Source organism: Bacteroidota bacterium (assembly GCA_016183775.1).
Lineage (GTDB): Bacteria > Bacteroidota > Bacteroidia > JABDFU01 > JABDFU01 > JABDFU01.
On the sequence record JACPDY010000022.1, the window covers coordinates 37,623 to 57,882 of the forward strand.

Annotated in this window: 15 protein-coding genes; 6 read left to right on the forward strand and 9 right to left on the reverse strand. The window is 40.0% G+C overall.

Annotation, left to right across the window (positions count from 1 at the left end):
• Nucleotides 1-222 precede the first annotated feature (222 nt).
• Both ung and HYU69_03110 read left to right on the forward strand, forming a co-directional pair.
• A complete protein-coding gene (ung, locus tag HYU69_03105) occupies nt 223-921 on the forward strand; it encodes a uracil-DNA glycosylase (protein MBI2269325.1) in 699 nt (232 codons plus the stop codon).
• Between the two features lie 24 nt (nt 922-945).
• Nucleotides 946-2,952: a tetratricopeptide repeat protein gene (locus tag HYU69_03110; GenBank protein ID MBI2269326.1), complete on the forward strand. Its 2,007-nt coding sequence runs from the start codon at nt 946-948 to the stop codon at nt 2,950-2,952.
• Nucleotides 2,953-2,962: 10 nt separating this feature from the next.
• Here HYU69_03110 and HYU69_03115 read toward each other — a convergent pair whose 3' ends face one another.
• From HYU69_03115 to HYU69_03135, 5 genes are all read right to left on the reverse strand, one after another.
• Nucleotides 2,963-3,637, reverse strand: a complete 675-nt coding sequence (locus tag HYU69_03115) for an outer membrane beta-barrel protein (protein ID MBI2269327.1) — start codon at nt 3,635-3,637, stop codon at nt 2,963-2,965.
• 161 nt (nt 3,638-3,798) lie between these two features.
• On the reverse strand, nt 3,799-4,683 hold the full coding sequence (gene fabD / locus HYU69_03120; protein MBI2269328.1) for an ACP S-malonyltransferase: 885 nt from the start codon (nt 4,681-4,683) through the stop codon (nt 3,799-3,801).
• 46 nt (nt 4,684-4,729) lie between these two features.
• On the reverse strand, nt 4,730-5,329 hold the full coding sequence (folE, locus tag HYU69_03125; GenBank protein ID MBI2269329.1) for a GTP cyclohydrolase I FolE: 600 nt from the start codon (nt 5,327-5,329) through the stop codon (nt 4,730-4,732).
• A 47-nt stretch (nt 5,330-5,376) separates the two neighbouring features.
• Nucleotides 5,377-5,736, reverse strand: a complete 360-nt coding sequence (locus tag HYU69_03130) for a hypothetical protein (GenBank protein MBI2269330.1) — start codon at nt 5,734-5,736, stop codon at nt 5,377-5,379.
• 142 nt (nt 5,737-5,878) lie between these two features.
• Nucleotides 5,879-6,292, reverse strand: coding sequence for a 6-carboxytetrahydropterin synthase (locus HYU69_03135; GenBank protein ID MBI2269331.1), 414 nt, complete (start codon nt 6,290-6,292; stop codon nt 5,879-5,881).
• Between the two features lie 272 nt (nt 6,293-6,564).
• Here HYU69_03135 and mqnB point away from each other — a divergent pair, with 272 nt between their 5' ends.
• The 3 genes from mqnB (at nt 6,565) to rfaD (ending at nt 9,255) form a co-directional block, all read left to right on the forward strand.
• Nucleotides 6,565-7,221, forward strand: coding sequence for a futalosine hydrolase (gene mqnB / locus HYU69_03140; protein MBI2269332.1), 657 nt, complete (start codon nt 6,565-6,567; stop codon nt 7,219-7,221).
• A gap of 3 nt (nt 7,222-7,224) precedes the next feature.
• Nucleotides 7,225-8,073 carry a 1,4-dihydroxy-6-naphthoate synthase gene (locus tag HYU69_03145; protein ID MBI2269333.1) on the forward strand — a complete coding sequence of 283 codons (849 nt, stop codon included), beginning with the start codon at nt 7,225-7,227 and terminating at the stop codon, nt 8,071-8,073.
• A gap of 216 nt (nt 8,074-8,289) precedes the next feature.
• Entirely contained in the window at nt 8,290-9,255 is a 966-nt protein-coding gene (gene rfaD, locus HYU69_03150; protein MBI2269334.1) for an ADP-glyceromanno-heptose 6-epimerase, read from the forward strand.
• Here rfaD and HYU69_03155 read toward each other — a convergent pair whose 3' ends face one another.
• The 4 genes from HYU69_03155 to HYU69_03170 form a co-directional block, all read right to left on the reverse strand.
• Complete coding sequence (locus HYU69_03155) at nt 9,256-12,045, reverse strand: SBBP repeat-containing protein (GenBank protein MBI2269335.1); 2,790 nt, start codon at nt 12,043-12,045, stop codon at nt 9,256-9,258.
• A 48-nt stretch (nt 12,046-12,093) separates the two neighbouring features.
• Nucleotides 12,094-15,036: a T9SS type A sorting domain-containing protein gene (locus HYU69_03160; protein ID MBI2269336.1), complete on the reverse strand. Its 2,943-nt coding sequence runs from the start codon at nt 15,034-15,036 to the stop codon at nt 12,094-12,096.
• Between the two features lie 68 nt (nt 15,037-15,104).
• Nucleotides 15,105-17,999: a hypothetical protein gene (locus HYU69_03165; GenBank protein MBI2269337.1), complete on the reverse strand. Its 2,895-nt coding sequence runs from the start codon at nt 17,997-17,999 to the stop codon at nt 15,105-15,107.
• 48 nt (nt 18,000-18,047) lie between these two features.
• Entirely contained in the window at nt 18,048-18,455 is a 408-nt protein-coding gene (locus tag HYU69_03170) for a hypothetical protein (GenBank protein MBI2269338.1), read from the reverse strand.
• A 353-nt stretch (nt 18,456-18,808) separates the two neighbouring features.
• On the opposite strand from HYU69_03170, the gene HYU69_03175 reads away from it, so the two are divergent.
• Entirely contained in the window at nt 18,809-20,176 is a 1,368-nt protein-coding gene (locus HYU69_03175) for a hypothetical protein (GenBank protein ID MBI2269339.1), read from the forward strand.
• The last annotated feature ends 84 nt before the right edge of the window (nt 20,177-20,260 follow it).

Genomic DNA, 20,260 nt, shown 5'->3' on the forward strand with positions numbered 1-20,260 from the left:
ACAAACAGCATGCCACATTCACTTCCAATCAATAATCCATCAGTTGTATGGGCATTTTATTTGTATAAAGAATTGGACTTTATATATGAAATTCAATTAATGTACTTTGCAAATATTGTGAAATATATTTAAAAACACAATAGCCTGCACTTTATTTTTTAATATTTTTATGTTCCTCATATACATAACAATACTTTATTATTTGAAACTAATTAATTACCTATGACGAACACCGTTACAATAAGTCCTTCCATCGACGAAAGCTGGAAAATTGCCCTGCAAAATCAATTTGAGGCCCCTTATTTTTCAGATTTAAAACGGTTTTTAGTTGAAGAAAAGAAGAAAAACATAGTTTATCCTCCCGGACCAAAGATATTTTCGGCATTTAACCATACACCATTTGATAAAGTAAAGGTTGTTATTATCGGTCAGGATCCTTATCACGGCGCCGGGCAAGCGAATGGACTTTGCTTTTCTGTGAGCCCTGGTATTAAACAACCTCCATCTTTGGTCAATATTTTTAAAGAAATTAATTCAGATCTGGGTATACCAATTCCGGAAAGCGGTAATCTTGAACCCTGGGCCGACCAGGGAGTATTATTGCTCAATGCCACTTTAACTGTCCGTGCCAATAACCCCGGATCTCATCAGAACAAAGGCTGGGAAATTTTTACTGATGCTGTTATCAAATACCTATCGGAGAACAAAAAAGGACTGGTGTTTTTATTGTGGGGCAGGTTCGCACAGGCAAAAGAAGTTTTAATTGACAGCGCTAAACATTATATTTTAAAAGCCGCCCATCCTTCTCCCTTTTCGGCATATAATGGTTTTTTCGGATGCAAACATTTTTCAAAAACAAATGAACTGTTGCGGAAACAAGACCTGGCTGAAATTAATTGGAATCCCTCTCCGGCCCTTTAACTTGAGACATGAGTATTTAACTACATGAACAAAAAAAAGCAAAAAGAAAAAGTACAGCAACATTCTTCGGCAACAATTCCGGAATTGGCAAGTAACTCTTTTAACCTTACACGGGTTCTTGGGTTTTTCCTTTTTGCATTTACATTCATTCTATACACTAATACCATCAACCATGATTACGCTCTTGATGATGTAGCCTGCATTCAGCAAAATAAATTTACAAAGATGGGCTTCGCCGGAATACCAAGCATGCTTAAAACATTTTACTGGCAGGGCTATTGGGATCAGAATTCGGGTGTATACAGGCCATTGTCGATGATAACGTTCGCTATAGAATACCAGTTCTTTAAGGACAATCCGCATATCAGTCATTTTATCAGCGTTATGCTTTACGCGTTGACAATTGTATTGTTGTTTCATGTTTTACGCCGCTTGTTCACCGACCGATCAGTGATATTTCCATTTGCAATAACTCTTTTGTTTGCGACACACCCCACTCATACAGAAGTAGTGGCGAATATTAAAAGCCGGGACGAGTTGCTGTGTTTTATTTTTTTCCTGCTCACATTGTCAAACATTCTTCTCTATGTTCAAAAAAACCTGAACAAAAATTTAATATTGGCACTTGTTTGCTTTTTCCTGTCATTGTTTTCAAAAGAAGGAGCATTGGTATACTTAGGCATCATACCGCTTACACTTTATTTTTTCATGACAGCCGACAATAAAAAGATAATCCGCATAACAGCTCAGCTTGGCGCTGTGGCGCTTGCATTTATCGTGCTTCACGAATATGTTATTTCACACGGTCCCCCGACACACACCTACTCCTATCATGATAACGCGCTCGTGGCCGCACCAAACCTGGCAAGCCGCTTGGCTACCGCGATATTGATCTTAGGGCACTATCTAAAGCTGCTGTTCATACCACATCCGCTATCGTATGATTACTCATTCAACCAGTTTCCGGCCACGGGATTCAGTAACCCTATTGTATTACTTAGTTTACTTATTCATGTCGGACTTTTTATTTATGCGTTAAAGTCGTTCAAGCGGAAAAATATGTATGCCTACATTATACTATTTTATTTAACCGGTATGTCAATGGTATCGAATGTTTTCATGCTTATCGGCGCTACAATGGCCGACCGGATGCTTTATGCTCCATCTCTTGCATTCAGCATTGGGGTTGCCTGGTTCATTTTAAATTACACCAAAAGTGATCTCCGGGAAAAACCATTTTCATCAATCGCAGATTTTTATAAAAGCTATTCAAAACCATTACTAACGATCCTTGTTATAGTATTAGCTTTCTCGGCTAAAGTTTTTACACGCAATGCCGACTGGGAAAATAACTTTACGCTATTTGCAAAAGATGTAACAGCGTCGTCCGGCAGTTCGCGTACACATTATAACTACGGAACAGAACTGATGTTCAGAAAAGCCTTTACAGAAACTGATTCGTTAAAAAAGATGGACGTACTGGATGAAGTGATAAAGGAGTTGGAAATATCCGCGCATATTGACTCTATTGACCCCGGTACATATCTTAATTTAAGCACAGCTTATTACCAGCGAAAAAATTATCCGAAAGCGATCGAGACCGCTTTGCTCGCCACGCGATACAATCCCAGCGATGGCAAAGCCTATTCAACACTTGGCAACTCCTATTACCGTACCGGCAATTACGACCTGGCTATTGAAAGCCTGAGATCTGCAATTGCCAAAGGATTTGGCGAACAGGAAGCCTATAACACAATTGGTGTTTCATACTTCGGCAAAAAAGATTACGTGAACGCTATCGAAGCGTTTAAAAAATCGACTGAAATAAACCCGAAAGACATTACAGCGCTGAACAATTTAGGGAGCGCTTACGGGTTAACCGGGAATTACAACATGGCCATTGAAACTTTCCGCAAAAGCTACGCGGTTGATTCATTGAATAAAACAACTCTTTATTACCTCGCAATTACTTATCAGAATGTGAAGGATACAGCGAATGCGAGAGTGTTTACGGTGAAATACAAGAAATAACAGCAATTTGTTAAAAATCCGGAATATAAACCGGCGAATTACAATCCATATCTTTTTTGCTTTTGCCGAATACACGTTTTACGCCTACGCGTAACTCAAAGGCATTGTTTTTAATGTGAAGTCCGCCAACACTGTATGCCTTCATAATATCGGGATTATAAAAAGCTTCGGTAAAAAATTTATACGGACCGTAGGCAACAAACTCATTTCCCACCCCTATCGCCAAACTAACATGTAAGGGTTTAAAAGCCCCTGTTACACGGGGATTATCGCTCCCACCCGACAATTTATACTCCAAGCGCGGGCCGATCAAAAAGTATGGTATTATGCTTACTAATTCGGTGCGAAACTTTAAATAATTATTAAAACAGATATAATTCAGTTTGGTACTGTAATTTGCCGCACTTGTTTTTTCAGCACTCCCCTTTTGGTTAAACTGAAACTCAGACACCCATCTAAAATAATCATCACTGAAAAACTCTGCCAGTACACTGCCATTAAACCCCAATATATACTTCTTTCTTTCGCTGGTCTTCAAGTTGTCGTCGGTCCAGCGTTCATTACCGTAAGTTACGCCGACTGTAACGCCAAGCGCATTGAAGAACTGAGCGTGCAAGGGAATTAAAAATGTAGAATTAAAAATTAAAAATGAGAGAAGTATCAGGATTTTCAATTTGCGTTTCATATTTATTCTGATAACAAGTTCCTAACATAATAAAAATCAGTGTCATTCCGGGCATAGCGAGCAATCGGGTTGTGCGTAAGCTTATCTCCCCCCTCAAATGCCAGATTCCTCGCCATGCTCGGAATGACACAAATCCTGGAACAATAAATTCCTGCCAATTATCACGCGCTCACCGCTTCTATATCCTTATTCACCTTTTTCACCAATCCCTGCAACACTTTTCCGGGGCCAACCTCAACAAAAGAAGTGGCACCATCGGCGATCATTTGCTGTATTGTCTGAGTCCATTTTACAGGAGCGGTTAATTGAGATATTAAATTTTTCTTTATTTGTTCCGGATCTGAAACTGCATTCGCAGTCACGTTCTGATAAACCGGACAAATGGGCTTACTAAATAAAGTCGAGTTGATCGCGGCCTCCAGCTCAATGCGCGCCGGTTCCATTAAGGGCGAGTGGAATGCACCGCCTACAGGCAACAGCAACGCACGTTTTGCACCTGCTGCCTTTAATTTTTCACAGGCAATAGTTACACCATTTGTGGTGCCTGATATTACAAGCTGCCCGGGGCAATTGTAATTGGCAGCTACAACAACTTCCCCGCTTGCAGTTATTTCAGCGCAGATCGTCTCAACAACTTTATCATCGAGGTTTAAAATAGCAGCCATGGTTGAGGGTTTCGCTTCGCAGGCTTTTTGCATAGCCATCGCACGCTTTGACACCAATACCAGCGCATCTTCAAACGTAAGTGTTTGATTAGCCATCAACGCCGAAAATTCTCCCAGGGAGTGCCCCGCCACCATATCGGGCATAAATGATACGCCCAATGCTTTTGCCAATATTACAGAATGTAGAAAAATGGCAGGCTGCGTCACTTTCGTTTGCTTCAGCTCCTCCTCAGTTCCTCCAAATAAAATATCGGTGATGCGAAAATCAAGAATGCTATTGGCTTTTTCAAACAGTTCTTTTGCCTGAATTGATGTTTCATAAAGCTCTTTGCCCATTCCGGGAAACTGTGAGCCTTGTCCGGGGAAGATGTATGCTTTCATTTTCGTTTGTTTCAGGTTTCAGGTTGAGTTTAACCTGAAACTATTTTCAATGTAACTTAGATGATATCAATGTGATAAACTCCTTTCGTGTCGTCTCCTTCAAAAATTCCCCGGTAAATGCCGATGTAGTTGTTACCGAATTTTGCTTTTGCACACCCCGCATTTGCATACACAGATGCGTGGCTTCAATTACAACAGCTACGCCAATAGGATTAAGGGTCGCATGTATACAATCCCGTATTTCAACCGTAAGACGTTCCTGCACCTGAAGTCTGCGTGCAAACGCATCAACTACCCGTGGTATTTTGCTCAATCCAACAATGTGCCCGTTTGGAATATAGGCTATATGCGCCTTACCTATGAATGGCAATAAATGATGTTCACAAAGCGAATACACCTCAATATCCTTTACAATCACCATTTGTTTATACTCATCTTTGAACATTGCCGATCGCAGGATCGCCGCCGGATCAATACAATGACCGTGAGTTAAATATTGTAATGCCTTTGCAACACGGTAAGGCGTCTTTTCAAGGCCTTCACGTTTTGTATCTTCACCCAGCTTCTCCAGGATATCTTTATAATATTCCGCGATTTGTTCGGTTACACCGGAATTGTATTCTTCTGTTTTTTTATAGTTAGCCATGTAATTGGTTGTCCGTTCTCAGTTGTTAGTTGTTGGTATTGAACTGACTATTTACTTTTAAAATATGACATAAGGAGTTCGTATAGCTTTTTTTCTTCGCCGGGTGAACCAGAATAAAATGATGTCGCCGGTGTTTTTATCGAATCTTCATAATACTCAAAATAGCTGCTTGCCGTATTATCAAGCGTTATTATCACTTTTAATACAGCCACATCCCCCATCTTTATCATCATATCGCCTTTATCAGGCAATTTATTCAACAAAGAAATGATCTCTCCCAAAACTTCCTTATCATTTATTTCCCTGACCAGTGGAGGTATTCCATCCCTTGAGTCAGATATTTTTTTATAAAAGTGAAGAGTTATTTTTTCACATTTGTTTATTTTAAATGTTTCTATGTATTTCATGTTAGCTTCCTTTGTTTTGTATTGATTTACATTCACTCCCTGTGCATAATGATCGGGATTAAATAATAACAAGCTAATAAATAAGGTAAAATATTGTATAGCACTGTTACACATAGACCATTTATTGTGAAAGAAGTCCGAACTAATTGCCAAAATATTCAACATAATTATTCTCCGTTTCCACCAATTTCACACAATGTAATTTACAACCAAGTTTATTGATATGCGGCTCCAGTTGCTTCCAGATTTCGATGGCAACGACTTCCGTGGTAGCCATTTTTCCTTTCATAAAATCAACGTCAAGATTAATATTTTTATGATCCAGCTTATCCACTACATATTTTTTGATAACCGAACTTATGTCTATTAAATTAGCGCAATAACCGGTTTCAGGGTCAACAGGTCCCTTAACTGTTGTAAGTAATTCATAATTATGCCCATGCCAGTTGGGGTTGGCACACTTTCCGAATTTTTCCAGATTTTTTTCGTCATTCCAATCGGGCCGGAATAATTTATGCGCCGCGCTAAAGCGTTCTCTTCGTGTTATATAAACCATTTCAATAAAATATATAATGCAAACCTACAAGATTTTTTCCCAAATAAACATAAACAAAGATTAAAAATCATCTGGGTTCCTCCTCACCATTAAAATAGTCAATTCGTCCGGGAGAAATATAACTTTATTGTTACCCTCTAAAAACAAATTTGAATGACCGGATCAAAATAATGAAACAATGTATCAAAATCTGCATCATTCCAATATTCCATCATAGATTTTTGCAAATAGGCGTATTATTATAGCTTTGTATTGCTTAACTTAAACTACATATGAATATTTTAATTGCATCGGCAACATTCACAGAGATCGAGCATTTATTGGATAAGGTTGAGGTTTATCAGAATTACAATAACACTATTCTTGAGGCCGGTTATAACACTGTTGATATTAAATTTTATGTAAGCGGCGTGGGCATGTCGGCCATGGGTTATGCAATGGGAAAGGCGCTGAACGACGGTTATGACATGGCTTTGAACATTGGCATTGCCGGTTCCTTTTCAAAAAAAACCGAACTTGGACAAGTAGTAAATGTTACACACGATATTTTTTCTGAACTGGGAGCCGAGGACGGGGATAAATTTTTAACACTTCATGAGCTGAACCTGATCGGCACCAATGAAGTCAATAACAACTCTACCCTTAAAAATAAAGTGATCGACCAACTTCCAAAGGCAAAAGGCATAACTGTGAACACTGTTCATGGTAACGAGCAAAGTATAAAAAAAATAGTTCAACGCCTCAATCCGGATATTGAAAGCATGGAAGGTGCCGCCTTTATGTTCGCCTGCAAAAAAGAAAGTTTACCTTTTGCACAGATCAGATCCATTTCAAATTATGTTGACCGAAGAAATAAAAACAACTGGAACATACCTCTTGCACTCGAAAATTTAAGCAGCGCTATCATTAAAGTGCTGGATGCCTTCTGATAAATGAGCACACTACTAACTTTAGGCTTCTCACCCTGTCCTAACGATTGCTTTATATTTGACGCAATGATCCATGGGAAAATTGACACAGAGGACCTTGTGTTCGATGTAACAATGACTGATGTAGAAAACCTGAACAAAAAGGCTTTTGAAGGGACCATTGATATCACCAAACTTAGCTATCATGCGTATGCTTATTTAACTGATAAATACGCTTTATTAAATTCAGGTAGTGCTTTAGGAAAGGGCTGCGGGCCGCTATTAATTTCCAAATTCCAGGTCTCAAATCTCAAATCTCAAATCTCAAATCTCAAAATAGCTATTCCGGGAAAATATACCACTGCCAATTTATTATTCAGTCTTGCCTACCCAAATGCGAAAAATAAAGTTGAAATGGTCTTTTCTGAAATTGAAGATGCTGTCTTAAATGGCAGGGTTGATGCGGGTGTTATTATTCACGAAAACCGCTTTACTTATGAAGCAAAAGGATTAAAAAAGATCATTGACCTGGGAGAATATTGGGAACAACATACACAATACCCTATTCCGTTAGGAGGTATTGTGGTGAACCGTCGCATAGACAAACCTATTCAACAAAAAATAAATCGTGTATTAAGAAAGAGTATTGAATATGCATTTGCAAATCCCGCAGATAGTCGGGCTTTTGTGAAAGCCAATGCCCAGGAAATGAGCGATGAAGTGATCCAAAAACACATTGACCTTTATGTAAATAATTATACCATTGAACTTGGTAAGGAAGGGAAAAAAGCAATTCATTTACTTTTTGAAGAAATAAAGAAACTCGGCATTGTTCCAAATACAAATCTCATTCCTCATTTCATTATTGAATAATCTTAAAATTCTCACGGTATCACGCTGTATATGTTGATTTTTAGTCGGGCACCTTTGCCACAAAAACACTAACCTGCCTGCCAAAGTAAGGGGGAGCAGCGCCTCGGCAGGCAGGAACACGAAAGCCCGCAAAAAATTTAGTGAAATTTCGCGCTTTCGTGTTTTGGTGGCGAAAAAACAGAATTCAATTTGTAATTTAGCGCAAATTCTTATCCAATGATAGTTGTTACAGGTGCGGCAGGTTTTATAGGTAGTTGCCTGGTAGGCAAACTAAATGCCGAAGGGTATAAGGACATTGTAATAGTTGATGATTTTTCGGCTAAGCAAAAAATGCCAAACCTTGAAGGCAAAACCTTTTCACACAAGATACACCGCGATGATTTTCCAAAATGGTTGCGGGATAATCACCGTTTCACACAATTCATATTTCACATTGGTGCGCGAACCGACACTACGGAATTTAATAAAGAAATTTTTGACCGGCTGAATTTAAATTATACCAAAGAGCTTTGGAACATTTGTGTTGAATTCGGTTTACCCTTTGTATACGCTTCATCAGCCGCTACCTACGGATTGGGAGAACTTGGCTATAATGATGATCATGATGTGGTTGAGAAACTAAAACCATTAAATCCATACGGAGAATCGAAAAACGAATTTGACAAATGGGCATTGAAACAACCGTCCAAACCATACTTTTGGGCGGGCCTGAAATTTTTTAATGTGTACGGTCCGAACGAATACCACAAGGCCCGCATGGCTTCAGTAGTATTTCACGCGTTTAACCAGATAAAAGATAAAGGATCTGTAAAACTATTCAGGTCGCACAATCCCAAATATAAAGATGGCGAACAACTGCGCGATTTTGTATATGTGAAAGATGTGGTGGAAGTGTGCATGTTTTTGATGCAGCACCGTAAGGACTCCGGCCTTTATAATTTAGGCTCCGGCAAAGCGAGGACTTTCCTTGACCTGGTCAATAACACTTATCATGCGCTTAACAAACAACCAAAAATTGAATTCATTGATACTCCTGTTGACATACGCGACAAATACCAATACTTTACCGAGGCCAATATGAATAAGCTGAGGTCGATCGGCTACAGCAAAAATTTTCACTCGCTTGAAGAAGGGATAAAGGATTATGTGGTAAATTATCTTGCCGATGGCAAGTATGCCTGATCACGGTGCGGTGAGGTTAACATTTACGCTGCACCCGCTCTTGTCTGTCACTTTTACGTTATATGCTCCCGGACACAGCCCATTCCGGTACCGTTTGTCGTACCCATCGGGCCATTGGTAGCTGTAGGGCTCTGTTCCATCTTTGCCGGTTACCATTATCCATTCTTTGCAGCCGTTCGTTTTGCAATCGGGACAATTGGAAGTACCTTTTACAAATTGGGCATTTAAGTTACATGTTGAGCAAAGCGATATAACTACATTAATAAGCTTCTCCGCGCTATCGCAAGCTGTTTTGGCCTTGAGGGTTACTGTATAAGTGCCGGGCGATGGGTATACAATACCGGTGGGATTTTGCGCAGTTGAATTTGAAGGGGTGGCTCCGGGGAAACTCCATAAATAACTTGCCGTGTTACTTTCGCAGCTAACGGAAAAATTACCGGTAAAATTCAATGGCGTATTATTGCACAGGCTGCCGGTGGGCACTGTGGCCGACAAGGCAGTGGTTTTATCAAAGCCACAGCTGCTTTTATACAACTGCGCTACAAAAGCATCCAAACCTCCTCTATAAACTGTTTGATGCGCGCCCGGTGTAACAGGGTAGGAACCTCCGGTATACCCTGTCATATAAACGTAGCAGCCGTGTAGAGCAATACTGCAATATTCATCATCAGACGTTCCAGGTCCTCCCACATAAGAAGAACAGACTATTTTACCATCGGGTTTGAAATGCGCGACAAAACTATCTTCGGAAATTCCACCGGCCAGATTTTTTTGCCAGGCACAGGAAGTTATAGGGAAATTCAGGCTGTAAGTATCGCCCGACACAAACACATCATTGTTGTCAGGATCCACAACGAGTGATAAACCGTAATCAACGGAGGCTCCCCCTAAATATGTGGCCCATACGCGGAGGCCAGAGGAAGTAAATTTTACTAGAAAAGCATCTTCCCCACCACCAAGTACATTTTGAAAACCACCTGAAGCAATACCTGTTACACTATTTGTCCGGCCAGACAGATATATTATATTTCCGGCTCCATCAACATCTGTGCTATGGCCACTATCATCGCCTGTTCCTCCATAGTAAGTCGCCCAAACTCTATTACCCCCCGGATCGAATTTGACTAGGAAGGCATCCGATAGACCACGAAGTACATTCTGGAAGCCACCTGAAGCAATACCTGTTACACTAGCTGTCAGTCCTGCCAGATACACATTGCCGGTCACATCTATAGCAACACTCCTTCCATCGTCGTATCCGGATCCTCCATAGTATGTAGCCCATATCCTTGCACCCCCCGGATCGAATTTAACTAGAAAAGCATCTCCATCACCATCGCCATATAAATTCTGAAAGCCACCCGAAGCAATATTGGTTGAGCCTCTTGTTAAGCCTGCCAGATACACGTTTCCAGCTCCATCAGCGGTAACGCCATAACCATAATCAAAGCCAATTCCTCCATAGTAAGTTGCCCAAATTCTACTACCCCCCGAATTAAACTTAACCAGAAAGGCATCATAATTACCACCAAATACATTCTGAAAGCCACCTGAAGCAATACCAACTATACTACCCGCACCCGCAGATCCTGTAAGATAGGCATTGCCAACTCTATCAACTGCAACACTATAGCCTGCATCGGCTCCGGCTCCCCCGTAGTAGGTTGCCCAGATTCTACTGCCTCCCGAATTAAACTTGACCAGAAAGGCATCATAACTACCACCAAATACATTCTGAAAGCCCAATGAAGTTATTTGGGATGTGCTGCCGGTCTGCCCAGTTACATACACATTGCCAGTTTCGTCAGTGGTAATGTCTGCTCCCATATCGAAACCTGTTCCACCATAATAAGTAACCCAGGGATCGATGATTAAAGGGTGTTCCGGGCTCCAGGTTCCAAGTTCAAAAGTTACAAGCCCTTCTCCGACTCTCCCCTTCGGGGAGAGAGTTAAATTGTAGTTAGCTTTTACATCAATAATTTTTCCATTTATGTTTTGGTAAACTTTGGGCAGGGTTTCGGTAAATTCGTTTACGCCGGTTTTAATTACCAAAGTTCCTTCATGATTTATGCTTATGTGATCGGCACCTTTCCATCGGAACTTTATTTGATGAGGGTCGGCTCCGGGGTGTACGATGATGTCGTACTTCAACCCTCCCTCTTTTCCTCCAAAGTATTTTATGTCGATACCTTTGTAAATATTGCTTTGTGTTACGCTGTTATAGGAGTAAACATTTGTTATTCCCTGCGGGCAGTGCGCGTAATAATAATTAGTATATCCTTCGGCCTGCTCATTGCCTGTCGCTTCCGAATACAGGTTGGCTCTTTCGAAATCCATATCCAGTCGATGAACTTTCAGCAATGCTTTACTTAGTAACTCCTCTTTTAGTTTTTGCTTTTTGTCTTCGGATATTTTTTCGGCCTTCTCTTTTTCCTCCACTTCCTCTTCTATCCCATGCATCACTTCGGCCATATTGCTTTGCACATAACTTATTCCTGTTTTACGTATGTATACGTCCGCTCCTTCAGTTGCTCCTTTGAATAATATGTCGGGGCGCAGTTTACCTTTCATATCGGCTATTTGTCCTTTATTGGGGGTAAAGCTCATGCCCGAACCCCGAAGTGAGTGCGGGTTATCTGTTGCCAGCGGAACGGCTTGTGAATTTTGCGCGCGAAAATCAGTGCTTGCAAAAATAATTAAGACAGTGCTTGTGCAAAATTGGATTAACCAATCTGCGCTGAAAGTGCGGAGGTTTGAAAACGCGAGAATAAAACTCTCACCCGATGTCATGAAAAATATTTGACGTTTCAATATAACCCTCCCATTTTAAACAGTTGCTTAGTGTTGTATAATAATCATTTTCCGCATATCGCCTGCAAGTTCATCAATCAGTTTTAGGATATACATCCCCGATTGGACATTGGTTAAGTTAAGGGTAGATTTGCCGTCGATAATATCGCCGTTGCATAACACTTTACCATCGATAGTGAACACTTCATATTTAGCGTTTTGACCAACATCTTTCATTGTTAACTCACATATACCTGTCGATGGATTCGGGAACACGTTGAACAATGACAAATTATTATTCGTAATCTTCGAAATAGATGTAACGGCATCCGTAGTAATGGTGACTGTGTCTGAAATAACGTTAACTCCACAATTACTTGTGGTAATGCAACGATATAAGTGAGTACCAACAGAAAGACCATTAATCACTAAGTTTTCCGTTGCCTGAGTATTGTTATAAGCTGCTCCTGTAGGAATGTTGTCGTCCACGTCAATCCATGTTCCGGATAGCTGGTATTGCCATTTGTACGTAGCAACGTTGGTTGCTTCGACAGAAACATAAGCTTTGGCGCCAACTGGAATACTAGACGATACCGGTTGTGTAATAATTGATGGAGGCGCATTAATTTTTGCTATCACATCCACTCTTGCACTCGTGTTTCCAAATACGGTTTGGCTAACATAATAATGTTGGTTATTTACTAAAACAGTAGCTAAATTGGTATACTGGTTTCCATTGGTTAACGAATCCCACCATTTAATTTCAGTTCCGTTTGCCATTAAATCGGCAATAGTGGCTCCTGTGCATAGGTATTGTTTAAAACTGGCTGTAGGTAATCCAATACGATGAAAGACGTTCATGTTTTTATCATACGCAACAGTATAAGTTGATGTTCCTTGGACTTCTTTTAAATTAAAGCAGCCTGAAGCTATTTGCGATGATTTAATTGTTGAAACAAACACATTTGTACTGGTATTCACTTCAACCAATCCGCGGTTATTTACAATATTAATGTTCCCTGATAGACAAAAAAGTCTCACATTGTCCGAATTGCTAATAGACAGCGGAAGTGCCTGGCCATCGGAAGCGTTGGCTTCCGACTTTAAATAGTATATTTCAACATCGGATGAATTTTTAATCTCGAATTGTATAGTGCTGTAAATTCTTTCTGAATTATATGCATAGAAACGAATTGGTTCTTTTGTATTATCAATTTTGACGGCTCTGTAATTCGCATTTCCCGTAATTTTTTTTATTGCATTATTTTCGGCAGTAAAGCCGTAAAAATGACCTCCTGCAGTGCTGCCTGAAAGTTTTAACAAATGATGATCTATCGATCCAATAGTTGTAGAAGAAAGGGTGGCGCCAATCATTACGTCCCGAATCATTGAATTACGGCCTGCTAACCAGGTAATACGACTCATATCCTGGTATATATCGGGGTCTGTTTCGAGCATAAGAAACGACATACTTGTTGTAGCACCTGCATCGGCAACTGTAGTAATCATTGTTTTGTTTGTTGGAGAATTCCAAGAACTGGTAACAGGTCTAATTACAGTGTAGGTTTTCCCTGCACCTAACAATTGGGTATTGCTTCCTAAAACAAGGGGTTGGCTAATGTAGTATGTTCCTTTAGGTAGAAAAACTTTATTGTAAGAGTTTATCACATCTTGTAATTTCTGATAATCGTCGGAAGCATCATTAGCTTTAATAACTCCACCAAAAGCAGCCATCTTTGCAACATCATTTACAACATCAATAAAATCGGGATCATTTGCATTCTCAATTGATATAAAATCAGATGAATCCCAGACAATGTGCTTACCGGTGATTGTGGCAGCTACCGGTTGGGGCACATTATCTGTTTTCGCCAGGTGGTAGGTATTGGCTCCTATGGTTTGTCCGTCAATCAGGCAGGCTCCATTTGTACCGGTATACCGATAATCTAAAACCTGGGTCCAATTAATCGGAATTAATGCTGATCCTGTACTGCCGGAAACAATGAAATTACATTTTTTAAAATACACATTTTTGATGTACAGATTATTTGCCGGAACAGGAAGTGCGTATGATGCGGTTGATCCGGTATATTCAATAATTCCATCGACAAGACTAATACCACCAGCTGTTGGCCATGATGTGATAACCGGGTCGGTGTTTGCTTTTTTAAAACTGAAGCCGGTTATTAGTATTGGGCGTTGAGTTCTTTGCGAGGGATTAATTCTGATTATTTCGGCAGTCTGATCAGTACAGGTTATACCAACCAATGTAACAAACCTCGATTCATCATCATAAAGATCCCATGCATGCTGTCCCCCAATCACCTCCACATTGTATGTTCCTCCTCCCTGGCCAGGAGCACCTAAAAACCCTGAGTAAGCATTAGTTGCTGTAACTTTAACATCTTCAATGGTTGATCCCTGTGCTCCTACGAAATCAAGTCCAACCGCCCCTGTGTTTGTGCTGCCATTCAAATCTAAGTCAATGTTTCTGAACACCAAATTAAACGCAATATTCGATCGATATATATTATCGGATTTAGAATAAGCGCTAATTAAAAACATTGGTTTGGGATTTGCAGGATCGTTGAAACCACTTGAATTCGCTTTTAAAGTAATCGTTGGACGCGGATTAGCTCCAACAATATAAACGGGCTCTCTTCTATCAGTAGTGTAGTCATTCACATTCGTATTCCATGTCATTGGCATTAAGCCTTCAATGGTGCTGTTAATGATGTAATTGCCGGATGGGAAGTAACAAACAAGCTTGTTTGCTTGTGCATCACTTACTGCCGTTTGAATTGCAGCGGTAGCTATAGTGATATCTGTATTGTGTACATCGTATAAACTCACGTCCAAATATCCTTTTTTGTAAAAGGCATTTGCACTTATTCCTGCGGGCAAAGTAGCATAAGAGTATAAACACGCAGAGACGAATAATAAAACGACAAATTTAAATTTGTGAATCATTGAATTAGATAGAGTTTCCATAGGTTTTGTTTTAATTAGGTTTTGTTTTTTTATAGTTGCCATGTTGTTGTTTTCATTGATGCGGTTTATCAGGGTGAGGTTAAGTTAAGGTTTACACTGCACCCGTTTTTATCAGTAACTTTTACATTGTATGCTCCCGGGCAAAGCCCGTTCCTGTATCGTTTGTTATACCCGTCGGGCCATTGGTAGCTGTAAGGTTCAGTACCATCTTTGCCGGTTACCATGAGCCATTCTTTGCAGCCGCAATTTACGCAGTTGGCAGTGCCTTTAGTGAATAGAGTGCTTAAGTTGCAATTGCTGCAGGGGGCACTTACTGTAAATTGTTTTGTTATGCTGTCTTTTTTGCAGAGCGTAGTTAGCACCAATTTAACGCTGTAAGTACCTGGACTGTTATAGCTTACAACAGGATTTATTTCAGTTGATGAAACTGGAATACCGCCTTGAAATATCCATTGGTATTTATAACCTGCAGTATCGCATGATGAGGCAATGGATGGAGTTAATGTTAAAGGACAATTACCCGTGCCAACAAAATCAACTCCAAGTGTTTTTCCCTCACAGATGTTAATGCAGAGCTGAACCACAAAGGCATCCCAGGCACCTCCGCCATAAATGGTTTGTGCAACCCCGGCTGTTACCGGGTAGCTTCCATCGGTCATTCCGGCTATGTATAGTGAGTTATCAAAAATAGCTATCATCCCATGAGAAGTTTCGAGTTCATCTTCCCCGGTTCCTCCCACATAAGTAGCACAAAGTTTTTCCCCAATGGGGCTATATTTCACTATTGTTTGGTCTTCCACCGGACGACTAGGGCCGTTAGTGTTTATAGCGGAACCTCCGTTAAAAACAGGTTGCCACGAGCAAGCGTCAATAAGGGTACCCGAAGCTACATCTTCGCCTTCAAAAAGTGCATAAATATAATTATCAGCGTCGCAAGCAATACTCCCATATTGAAAATTTGCTCCTCCTCCACAATAAGTTGCCCAAAGTCTTGCCCCTATAGGACTAAACTTTGCAACGAAGACATCTCCTCCTGTCGGAATAGCCTGCTGTACAATATTGGATGCTACTGCTCCAACAGGGAACGATACGCCGGGATTCCCAATAATCGCCACATTGCCATCATTATCAGTAATTATTCCATGGCTAAAATCGGATCCGCTTCCCCCGAAAAAAGTAGCCCAAAGTCTTGATCCGATTGGGCTAAATTTTGCAACAAAAAGATCAGTCATTCCTCCTCCAAAAGACGCTTGTTGCACTATATTTGTTCCAAATGCACCCGCCGGAAAACTTCCACCATATGTATCCCCTGTAATCAACACATTATCTGACTTGTCAACATCAAGAATAACATCACTTTCAACTTTATTTCCACCAAAAAAAGTAGCCCAAAGCCTTGATCCAGCGGGACTAAATTTTACAACGAAACCATCCAAAGCTCCCCCAAAAACAGCTTGCTGCACTACGTTTGCCCCCACAGAAGCTATCGGAAAACTTCCACCATATGTTTCCCCTGCAATCAGAATATTGCCGGAATTATCCGTTTGGATAGATGTGGCATTTTCACTTTTGTCACCTCCGTAAAAGGTGGCAAAAAATCTTGATCCAGCGGGAGTCAATTTGACAACAAAAGCGTCCATAGCTCCTCCAAAAAGCAATTGTTGAACTATATTTGCTCCAGTAGCCCCTAACGGAAACGACCCGCCCTGTGTATATCCGGCAATCAGCACATTGCCGGCATTATCAGTAGCGACAGAGCTGGAGCCATCGTTTTTATCACCTCCGTAGAAGGTGGCCCAAAGTCTGCCACCAGCAGCATTAAACTTAACTGTGAATGTATCCCAAAGTCCTCCAAAAGTTGTTTGTGCTACTGAGCCAGGACCAACCGGAAACGCTACATCATTTGAACGTCCTGAAATCAACACATTTCCGGTATCGTCGGTGGTGATGCCCTCAACGTACTCCGATATATTCCCTCCGTAATAGGTTGCCCAGGGATCAATAATCAATGGGAAATTGTGATCATATGTTTCGAGCCTGAAAGTCACTTCGTAATTACATGATTTAATAACTGAAACGTGAGTGTGGTTGATGTTTGTTCTGAAACCTGATGTTTCATTTCTCTTATTTAACTTATACTCCGCTTTTATATCCACAATTTTCCCATTTATATTCTGGTATACTTTGGGCATGTATTCGGTTATCGTGTTCAGTTCCGTTTTTATGATCAGCCGGCCTGACTCATCTATGTGTATGCTTTCGGCACCTTTGTAGCTTAGTTTTATCTGGGATGGATCGGCATGAGGGTGTACCACAAAGTCGTATTCAAGGCCGTTTTGTTTGTTCCCAAAATACTTTACATCAATGCCTTTGTAAATGTTTTTTTGTGTTACTGTATTATACGAATAAACATTGGTAATTCCCTGCGGACAATGACCGTAGTAGTAATTTGTATATCCTTCAACCTGCTCATACATTTCTATTTCCGTTAGTTGATTTATGTTAACAAAATCCACGTCTAACCGGTGTATTTGTATTTGCGCTTGCATTTCAAGCTCCTGTTTCAGCTTTTCCACTTCATGTTGTTGCAGTTGTCCGTTGTGCTCTTTTTCCTCCACTTCTTCCTCAATTTCGTGCATCACTTGGTTCATGTCGCTTAGCACGTAGCTTATACCTGTTTTGCGAAGGTATATGTCGGCTCCGGGTGTTTCACCCTTATACAATACATCGGGGCAGGGCTTGCCGTTCATGTCGGCTATTTGTCCTTTGTTAGGGGTAAAGCTCATGCCCGAGCCGCGGAGCGAGTTGGCGGTTGCCAGCGGAAGGGCTTGGGGATTTTGCGCGCGAAAATAAGTGCTTCCAAAAATAATTAAGATCGCGCTTGTGCAAAATTGGATTAACCACTCTGCGCTGAAAGTGCGGAGGTTTGAAAACGCGAGAATAAAATTCTCACCCGATGTCATGAAAAATATTTGACGTTTCAATATAACCCTCCCATTTTAAACAACTTCTTAGTTTGACCCTTTACTCCTATATGTTTCCGGAGGGTCCGGAGTTTCTAAGGAGCGCGTATATCTCGATTTGGCCACCAAAGAATTCAAAATATAATTTTCTGTTCTTATATCAAATCGTTCAACATCTACTTCCCAACGATAATCATCTTCAAAGGATATAAGTACTCTCCTTCCACTATGCAACTCATTTTTTAACTCTTCAATGTTTAAATCATAAAGCCTATATTCAGCTGGCAAGGATAGTGTCGCATCTCCAATAATTGGATTATCAGTTATTCTTTTTCCTTTAACTTCTATCCAACGTCCTTGAGTATTTTGCGAATTAATGAACTGTGATAAACACATTAGAACCAGGAAAATAACCGATCCAGGCAAACGAGTGACAGCTATTGCTTTCGTCTTCATAATATCCGGTTTCTAAATTGGTTGCAGTACAATATTAGGAAATCACATCATGCGCTGCTTACCTATTTTAATATATGTTCAATTGTCCAAAGCTTCAAAAAAACGGGAATTCATTTGTTTTTTGATGATATGTTTTATATACTTGGATAGATTACGAATAGTCCATGACCCCTTCTCCCGAACTGTTTCAATTAGTAAAATCATTAAACAAAAATGAAAAGCGGTACTTCAGGCTCTTCGCCAACAGGCATGTTATAGGTAAACAAAATACTTACCTGATTCTTTTTGACGCTATTTGCAGACAAAAGGAGTATGATGAGACTGCTATAAAAAAGATATTTCATGGCAAGCGGATGGGAAAGAACCTGTCGACGGAAAAAAGCAGGTTATTTAATTTAATACTCAAAAGTTTAGCCGAGTTTCATTCAAACATCACTATCGAAGCCATATTGGGTGAGCATATTCGCCGGGTAGAAATACTTGTTGAAAAGCAGCTGTTATCTCATGCGCTCAAACTTATCAAAAAGGCAAAAAATATAGCGGCGGAACACGGTAAGTACCCTTACTTTTTAGAACTGACAAGATGGGAAAGGCGAATTATTAATTTTGATCAACAGCAAGCAGATTTTGACCAAAAAAATAAAATTCTTTTTGACGAAACGTGCTTATGGATCGATAAATACAAGCAGTTTGTCGAACTTGAAAACCTCCATAATAAGATGTTGGGGTTGCAGCGAGTCTATGGCACCGTACTGAAACATGAAAACGAAAAAAGAATTTTATCCAGAATAAAAAAGCAAATCACTGAAATTGATGCCGACCAACTTGACAGAGCACAAAAAATATTCTATTATACCTCCGCATCAGTATGCTTCCGTTATACCGGGAATCCCAAAAAATCTCTCTTTTTTCTGGTGAAGTTTCTCTCGTTATACAAAACACTCCCCACTGATATAATGGATATGTACAATTACATCTCCGGCCTAAATAACATTATAATTTTACTATTAGAAATGAGGAAGTTTCCTGAGGCCTTAATGTACTTGCAAAAAATAAAAGAGGCGGAGGCAAGTAAACTTATCAACAAATCAGGTAGCCTAAAAATATTATTTCTAAAATCAATCATACAAGAGTTGATGATTCAATTACTTACCGGAAAATTCGATGAAGGCGTTCGTACATTCAAATTTATAAGCGAAAAGTATGAACTAAACGAAGCTGTTTTAGGGACTTCTTTTAATTTTACGGTTTGGTATTGCTGTGCATGTATACATTTTGGTGCTGGTGAGTACAGGCAGTCATTAATCATATTAAATAAAATCATAAATCATCCTGAACAAGAAATACGAAAGGACATACAAGCATTTTCCAGAATAGTCCGACTTCTAGTTCTTTTCGAACTGCAGAATGAGTTGAATCTTCATTATTATATAAGATCCACTGCCTATTATCTTTTAAAAAGACAGCGCGTATTTAAGTTGGAATCGTACATACTGGATTTTCTTCGTAAGAAACTTCCTAAGTTAAAAACAACGAAAGAGTTTAAAGAAGCTTTCATTACTCTTAGAATTGAGCTTCTATCCCTTAATAAAAAGGAGAAGGAGGTATTTGAATACTTTGATATCATTTCATGGCTTGAAAGTAAAATATATAATAGGCCATTCGCAGAAATCGTAAGAAACAAAGCGCGGCAGGTGACACTTGATCAGGGAAGAGAATAATTTTTTTGTTTGGGCTCAGCTTTTTTATTTTGTATGATGACCGATCTTGTATAGGCATTCTCTATTTTTACGGTGTTTTCGATA